The organism is Cobetia sp. SIMBA_158 (assembly GCF_046566945.1).
Taxonomy (GTDB): Bacteria; Pseudomonadota; Gammaproteobacteria; order Pseudomonadales; family Halomonadaceae; genus Cobetia; species Cobetia amphilecti.
In genome coordinates this window covers 1-257 of sequence record NZ_JAWJYL010000659.1, presented here as the reverse complement: position 1 = coordinate 257, position 257 = coordinate 1, and the positions used below count along the sequence as shown (strand labels likewise).

The 257-nt window shown below is 63.8% G+C and carries 1 protein-coding gene; it reads left to right on the top strand.

All coding sequences use genetic code 11. The annotated features are described in order from the left end of the window. Positions 1 to 257 (top strand): PLP-dependent transferase (locus R2R70_RS21470; RefSeq protein ID WP_410979118.1); only part of this gene is annotated, 257 nt, incomplete at both ends.

Sequence of the window (257 nt, the reverse complement as noted above, 5' to 3'; positions counted from 1 at the left end):
CGTCGGGCATGGCCGCGATCATGTCGGTCGTGATGTCCGCGCTGCAGGCGGGCGATCACCTCGTCAGCTCGCGCAGCCTGTTCGGCTCGACGCTCGGGATGTTCTCGCAGATCTTCAGCAAGTTCGGCATCACGACGACCTTCGTCGACCCGACCGACCTGAACGCATGGCAGGAAGCGGTGCGGCCCGAAACGAAGATGTTCTTTCTCGAAACGCCGTCGAACCCGCTGACCGAGCTCGCCGACATCGAGGCGATC